We start from the raw sequence: 6,212 nt of genomic DNA, 5'->3' as shown, positions 1-6,212 counted from the left end.
TGCTACTTCAGGATGGTTAATAACTGGTGTAAACCATTGTCCTCCTGCAGAGCCAATATTCGTAATGGACATGGAAGCACCTTTCATTTCATGTGGTGCTAGCTTACCTTCACGGGCTTTTGTCGCTAATTCATTAATTTCATTAGACACTGCAAATACAGATTTACGATCTGCATGCTTAATAACTGGTACTAGTAAGCCTCTTTCAGTATCTGCTGCAATACCAATGTTATAGTAATGCTTTTGGATAATTTCTTGTGTTGCATCATCTAAAGAGCGATTAAATTCTGGGAACTCGCGTAAAGTTGAAATAAGTGCTTTCACTACATATGGTAAGTATGTTAATTTAACACCTTTTTCGGCAGCGATATCTTTGAATTTTTTACGATGTGCTACAAGAGCTGTTACATCGACTTCATCCATTAGTGTAACATGAGGAGCCGTTTGTTTCGAGTGTACCATTGCTTTTGCAATCGCTTTTCGAATACCTGACATTTTTTCACGAGTCTCTGGGAAATCCCCCTCAAGAACTACTGGTGCTGCTGGTGTAGACGTTTCTTGTTGAACTGTATCTTCTGATGTTTCGATATTTGCAGTTTCAGCCTCTACAGTGCCGCCACCTTTTAAGAAGTTTTCAATATCTTCTTTAAGGATTCGACCGTTTTTGCCTGTACCCTTCACTTCACGAATATTTACATCGTTATCACGGGCAAATTTACGTACAGAAGGCATCGCGATCACACGTTTTGTTTCATCAACTACTGTCTCCACTTTTTCTGGAGCTTTTTCAGGAGCTTTTTCTGGTGCCTTTTCCTCTTTAGTAGGAGCTTTTTCTACGTTCTGACCAGATTCAGCAGTTGCTTGAACTTGTGCCTCTGTTTTTGCTTCGGCATGATCGTCACCTTTTAGCTTTAAGTCTTCATAGCCAGGTGCGTCTAATCGGATTAAAACATCGCCAACTACGGCAACTGTTCCTTCTCCTACTAAAACTTCCTCTACTGTTCCTTCAACTGGTGAAGGGATTTCTACTACTGCTTTATCATTTTGTACTTCACAAAGAATATCATCTTCTTTTACTGTATCTCCAGCTTTAACGAACCATTTCACAATCTCGCCTTCGTGAATACCCTCGCCAATATCCGGTAATCTGAATTCAAATGCCATGTGTACCCATCCTTTCTATTTACTGTTGTTCAAGTTTAGAAGCTTTATTAGAATGTTAAAACTTTTTTCGCTGTTTCCATTACATCTTTGTAGTTTGGTAACCAAACACCTTCAGCTTGTGGGAATGGGTACACAGTATCTGGTGCAGCCACACGAAGAACAGGAGCCTCTAAGCTTAGAATTGCACGCTCTGTAATTTCTGCTACTACGTTCGCAGCGATACCTGCTTGTTTTTGAGCTTCTTGGACAACGATTGCACGACCTGTTTTTTCAACAGATGCGATAATTGTTTCCACATCGATTGGTTGAATTGTACGTAAGTCAATTACTTCTACAGAATGTCCTTCTTTTTCAAGTTCTTCTGCAGCCTTTAAGCTTTCATGAACCATTAAACCGTAAGCAACAATTGTTAAATCAGTACCTTCACGTTTTACATCCGCTTTTCCTAGTGGAATTTCGTATGCTTCCTCAGGCACTTCTTCACGGAATGAACGGTATAGTTTTAAATGCTCTAAGAAAATAACTGGGTTGTCATTACGAATAGAAGAAATAAGTAAACCTTTTGCATCATATGGTGTTGATGGAACAACAACTGTTAATCCTGGTTGTGCTGTCATTAAGCTTTCTAAGCTATCTGAGTGCATTTCAGGTGTGTGCACACCACCACCAAATGGTGAACGGATTGTTACTGGAGCATTGTAGACGCCACCACTACGGTAGCTCATACGTGCTAGCTGGCCACTAATTGAATCCATTACTTCATAAACGAAACCAAAGAATTGAATTTCAGGAACTGGACGGAATCCTTGAAGAGAAAGGCCAACTGCTAAGCCACCAATACCTGATTCTGCTAATGGTGTATCAAATACGCGGTCAACCCCAAATTCTTTTTGTAGGCCTTCTGTCGCGCGGAATACCCCACCGTTGACACCTACATCTTCCCCGAATACAAGAACGTTTTCATCATTCTTTAATTCTGTGCGAAGTGCATCTGTAATTGCTTGAATCATCGTCATTTGTGCCATAGGTTATTTCGACTCCTTCTCTTTATAGATTTCATACTGTTCTTTTAGATTAGATGGCATTTCGCCTTTATACATATTTTCCATTAATTCTGTTACTTTTTGTTTTGGAGCAGCATCTGCTTTTTTGATTGCTTCTTTAATTTCTTCTTTTGCTCGCTCAATAACTGCTTCTTCTTTTTTCTCATCCCATATACCTTTTGCTTCTAGGTATTTACGGAAGCGAACTAGAGGATCTTTTTGAGCCCATTCATTATCTGTATCAGAAGTACGGTAACGAGTTGGGTCATCCCCAGCCATTGTATGAGGTCCATAACGGTAACACATTGTTTCAATTAATGTTGGGCCTTCACCATTAACCGCGCGCTCACGAGCATCACGAGTTGCTACATAAACTGCAAGCGCATCCATTCCATCTACTAAAATACTTGGTAATCCTGCTGCTACACCTTTTTGTGCAATTGTTTTAGCAGCTGTTTGCAATTCACGAGGTGTTGAGATTGCATATTGGTTATTTTGTACGATGAAGATTGCTGGAGATTTAAATGCACCTGCAAAGTTAATGCCTTCATAGAAGTCTCCCTGAGAAGAACCACCGTCACCAGTATAAGTTACTGCAACAGCTTTTTTCCCGCGTTTTTTAATACCAAGTGCTACCCCAGCAGCTTGAATATATTGTGCTCCAATAATAATTTGTGGAGCTAAAACGTTTACACCTTCAGGAACCTGATTCCCCATGAAGTGACCACGTGAGAATAAAAATGCTTTTTCAAGAGGTAAGCCATGCCATACAATTTGAGGTACATCACGGTAACCTGGTAAAATCCAATCTTCTTGTTCTAATGCAAAGTGAGAAGCAAGTTGTGAAGCTTCTTGACCAGCAGTCGGTGCATAGAAGCCTAAACGTCCTTGACGATTTAATGAGATTGAACGTTGATCTAAAATACGTGTGTAAACCATACGTGTCATTAACTCAACTAGTTCCTCATCTGATAATTTCGGATCTGCCTCTTTATTTATAATTTCGCCTTCTTCATTCAAAATTTGAAACATTTCAAACTTATCTTCGATTTCAGTTAGCGTTTGTTTAGCATCAAAAATATTATTGTTTTTCTTGCTCATTTGTCACATCTCCCTTTCAGCTGTATTAAAATAAATCACCTTTTTAACTAGTACAACTTATTCTTGACACTCAGTATACTGAATAAAATACTGTCGGTCAATCATCTATTACTGCTATATACAAAGATTTTTTCTAGAATAACAATCAAACACCGCTGTCCTATACTGTATTACTAATATTCAAATTCTGTATTACAACACCTTACTCACACCATACAACTCTTACGTTTTCCAACAGGTTTTCCCCTAGTAGAATACCCCATTCTCGAAAATCTAATAGCATTAGAAAAATTTTTTGAGTATATTCAAATAAGGACTTTTTTCATGGGATTGTACGAAAACGTGATGTATACTTATTAGTAAGCACTACAAAGTTGAAAGGAAGATTACTATTATGATTTTAATGGATGATATTATCCGCGAAGGTCATCCGACTTTACGCACAAAAGCAGAGGAAGTTAAATTCCCTTTAACTGAAGAAACAAGAAAGCTTGCTGAGGATATGCTTCAATATTTAATCAACAGCCAAGATCCTGAAATGGCAGAAAAATATAATTTGCGTAGTGGCATTGGTTTGGCTGCCAATCAGGTAAATAGCTTACAGCGTATGTTTGCTCTTCATTTAAAAGATGAGGCTGGTGAACAATTAAGCTTTGTAGCCATAAATCCAAAGATCGTTAGCCATTCTGTTGAAAACACATACCTATCAGCAGGAGAAGGATGTCTTTCTGTTGACCGTAATATTCCTGGGTATGTACCTCGCCATGCACGCATCACAGTAAAATTTAAAACAATTGATGGTGAAGAGAAAAAAATGCGCCTTAAGGGCTTGCCAGCTATTGCCTTTCAGCATGAATTAGATCATCTAAATGGCATTATGTTTTATGACCGTATTAATGAAAAGAATCCATTTGCGGAAATACCAGATTCAATCCCATATGAGCGCGACTAAAAACAACCTCGGCAGTTTATTACTTCTGCCGAGGTTAATTATTATTTATATTCTAATTGTCTATCCATATTTAACCGAGCATTGATCGTTTCAATTAATGCTGGCAACTCCGCCATTGTTTCAATTGTATAATGAGCGCCAGATTCTTCAAAAACACATTTTGTTTTCTCTATGATTTGTTGCTGTTCTTCTGAAGATAGGGCATTGAACTCTTCTTCGGATAGTCCCATTTCTGAGCTTCCAATAATAACGCCAACAGCCCAAACACCTGCATTCAAGGCTTCCTTTATATCTGATGTTGTATCGCCAACCTTCACAACTTGCTTCGTCGCTTGCGAACCTAATGCCTCCATATTTTTAAAAATCATATATGGATATGGTCGCCCTTTATCACCAACCTGTGTTGGTGTTACAAGAAAATCAGGTTGATAGCCCTTGTCAGCAGCATGCTTTGTCACTACTTCCATCATTGCATCTGTATAGCCAGTTGTAGAGCCTATTCGAATACCTGCATCTCTTAATTGCTGTACTGTTGTTTTCACGTGCTGGATAGGATCTGTATAGGTCGCCAAAGACTCCATTAATTTTGTTTCAAAATGATTATACAATACATGTACATCCTTTTCATTAAAGGATTGTCCATGTACACGATGCCATTCTTCTTTAATTCTTGGCATTTCTAGCATGGTGCGGATATGATCAATTTTCAGCATCCCCATTGGTTTACGAGCCTCTTCCAGTGTAACTATTACACCAGCATCCTCAAAAATTGTTAAAAAAACATTAACAGGGGCAAAACAACCAAAGTCAACTGCTGTGCCTGCCCAGTCCAAAATAACCGTCTCAATTTTCATTGTTTTTCACCACCATATAATTTTCAATGATTTCACATAATGCAAGAATATCTTCCTCATGAATATCACCAATATTGCCAATACGGAATGTATCGACATCCGTCAGCTTACCTGGATAGATAACAAAACCTGCATTTTTTATTTCTTGATAAAAATGCTCAAAAGAAAACTCTTTATACGGGAATAAAAATGTTGTGATAATTGGTGATTGAAGCTCCTCCGAAATATACGCTTTAAATCCCAGCACTGACAAGCGAGAGCGAAGTAGTTGATTATTATACGCATAGCGTTTGTAGCGGGCATGAATTCCGCCTTCTTCATTCAACTCTTCAAGCGCCTTCGCAAAAGCTGCCACTACATGTGTAGGCGATGTGAAACGCCATTTCCCATCTTGCTTCATTACTTCCCACTGACTATGCAAATCTAATGCAACACTTCGAGCTTGTCCCTTACATTTTTCCAGTGCTCTTGTATTCGCAATAACAAAACCAAAGCCTGGGACACCCTGAATACATTTATTGGCACTACTAATACAAAAATCAATATGCAAGCTTGATAAATCCATTGGTACGCCTCCAAAGCTACTCATGGCGTCCACAATAAACGTTTTGTTGAACGAATGAACAACTTCCCCAATTTCTTTAATAGGATTTAAAATACCAGTAGTCGTCTCACAATGTACGAGAGCTACATGAGTAATACTCCTATCTCTTTCAAGGAAGGATTGAACTTCTAACAAGGAGGGCTGTTCATCATAAGGTGCACTATAAACAACATGCTGTAACTTTAAGGCTTTGGCCATTTCAACAATTCTTTCACCATAAGCTCCATTTGTTAGTATCAGCACCTTATCATTTTCACCAATTGCAGTTGTTAGTACAGACTCTACTACAAAGCTTCCACTTCCTTGCATTAGTACCGTAGTGTAATCAGCTTCATCAACTTTTGCTAATTTTAAGAGTTGCTTACGAATCACTTGTGTCACATTTTTATAATCGTCATCCCATGTACAACGATCTTTTAACATTTCTCGTTTCACTGCTTTAGTTGTTGTCAATGGACCTGGCGTCAATAATTTATAGTTACTCATCTGCTATA

Annotated in this window: 6 protein-coding genes; 1 reads left to right on the top strand and 5 read right to left on the bottom strand. The window is 38.5% G+C overall.

Going from position 1 to position 6,212, the window contains the following annotated elements:
- The 3 genes from B3D98_RS06540 to pdhA form a co-directional block, all read right to left on the bottom strand.
- A partial coding sequence (locus tag B3D98_RS06540) for a dihydrolipoamide acetyltransferase family protein (RefSeq protein ID WP_288581883.1) occupies positions 1 to 1,164 on the bottom strand: 1,164 nt, incomplete at its 3' end.
- Between the two features lie 47 nt (positions 1,165 to 1,211).
- Positions 1,212 to 2,189, bottom strand: coding sequence for an alpha-ketoacid dehydrogenase subunit beta (locus B3D98_RS06535; RefSeq protein WP_004224734.1), 978 nt, complete (start codon positions 2,187 to 2,189; stop codon positions 1,212 to 1,214).
- Between the two features lie 3 nt (positions 2,190 to 2,192).
- Positions 2,193 to 3,308, bottom strand: a complete 1,116-nt coding sequence (pdhA, locus tag B3D98_RS06530; RefSeq protein ID WP_004224731.1) for a pyruvate dehydrogenase (acetyl-transferring) E1 component subunit alpha — start codon at positions 3,306 to 3,308, stop codon at positions 2,193 to 2,195.
- A 394-nt stretch (positions 3,309 to 3,702) separates the two neighbouring features.
- On the opposite strand from pdhA, the gene def reads away from it, so the two are divergent.
- Positions 3,703 to 4,260, top strand: coding sequence for a peptide deformylase (def, locus tag B3D98_RS06525; protein WP_048391947.1), 558 nt, complete (start codon positions 3,703 to 3,705; stop codon positions 4,258 to 4,260).
- Positions 4,261 to 4,301: 41 nt separating this feature from the next.
- Here def and phnX read toward each other — a convergent pair whose 3' ends face one another.
- Together phnX and phnW are read right to left on the bottom strand one after the other, a co-directional pair.
- Complete coding sequence (gene phnX / locus B3D98_RS06520) at positions 4,302 to 5,114, bottom strand: phosphonoacetaldehyde hydrolase (protein ID WP_288581879.1); 813 nt, start codon at positions 5,112 to 5,114, stop codon at positions 4,302 to 4,304.
- Positions 5,104 to 6,204: a 2-aminoethylphosphonate--pyruvate transaminase gene (gene phnW, locus B3D98_RS06515; protein WP_288581876.1), complete on the bottom strand. Its 1,101-nt coding sequence runs from the start codon at positions 6,202 to 6,204 to the stop codon at positions 5,104 to 5,106. The genes phnX and phnW overlap by 11 nt, the downstream gene beginning before the upstream one ends.
- Positions 6,205 to 6,212 lie beyond the last annotated feature (8 nt).

The organism is Lysinibacillus sp. UBA5994 (genome assembly GCF_002429725.1).
GTDB classification, from domain to species: Bacteria; Bacillota; Bacilli; order Bacillales_A; family Planococcaceae; genus Lysinibacillus; species Lysinibacillus capsici.
The sequence above is the reverse complement of the archived record's forward strand: the minus strand, read 5'-3'. Positions and strand labels throughout refer to the sequence as shown.

Bases quoted from the DNA above. Each gene is read 5' to 3' on its own strand.
- phnX (WP_288581879.1), bottom strand. From the start codon at position 5,114: ATGAAAATTGAGACGGTTATTTTGGACTGGGCAGGCACAGCAGTTGAC.
- pdhA (WP_004224731.1), bottom strand. From the start codon at position 3,308: ATGAGCAAGAAAAACAATAATATTTTTGATGCTAAACAAACGCTAACT.
- def (WP_048391947.1), top strand. From the start codon at position 3,703: ATGATTTTAATGGATGATATTATCCGCGAAGGTCATCCGACTTTACGC.
- B3D98_RS06535 (WP_004224734.1), bottom strand. From the start codon at position 2,189: ATGGCACAAATGACGATGATTCAAGCAATTACAGATGCACTTCGCACA.
- phnW (WP_288581876.1), bottom strand. From the start codon at position 6,204: ATGAGTAACTATAAATTATTGACGCCAGGTCCATTGACAACAACTAAA.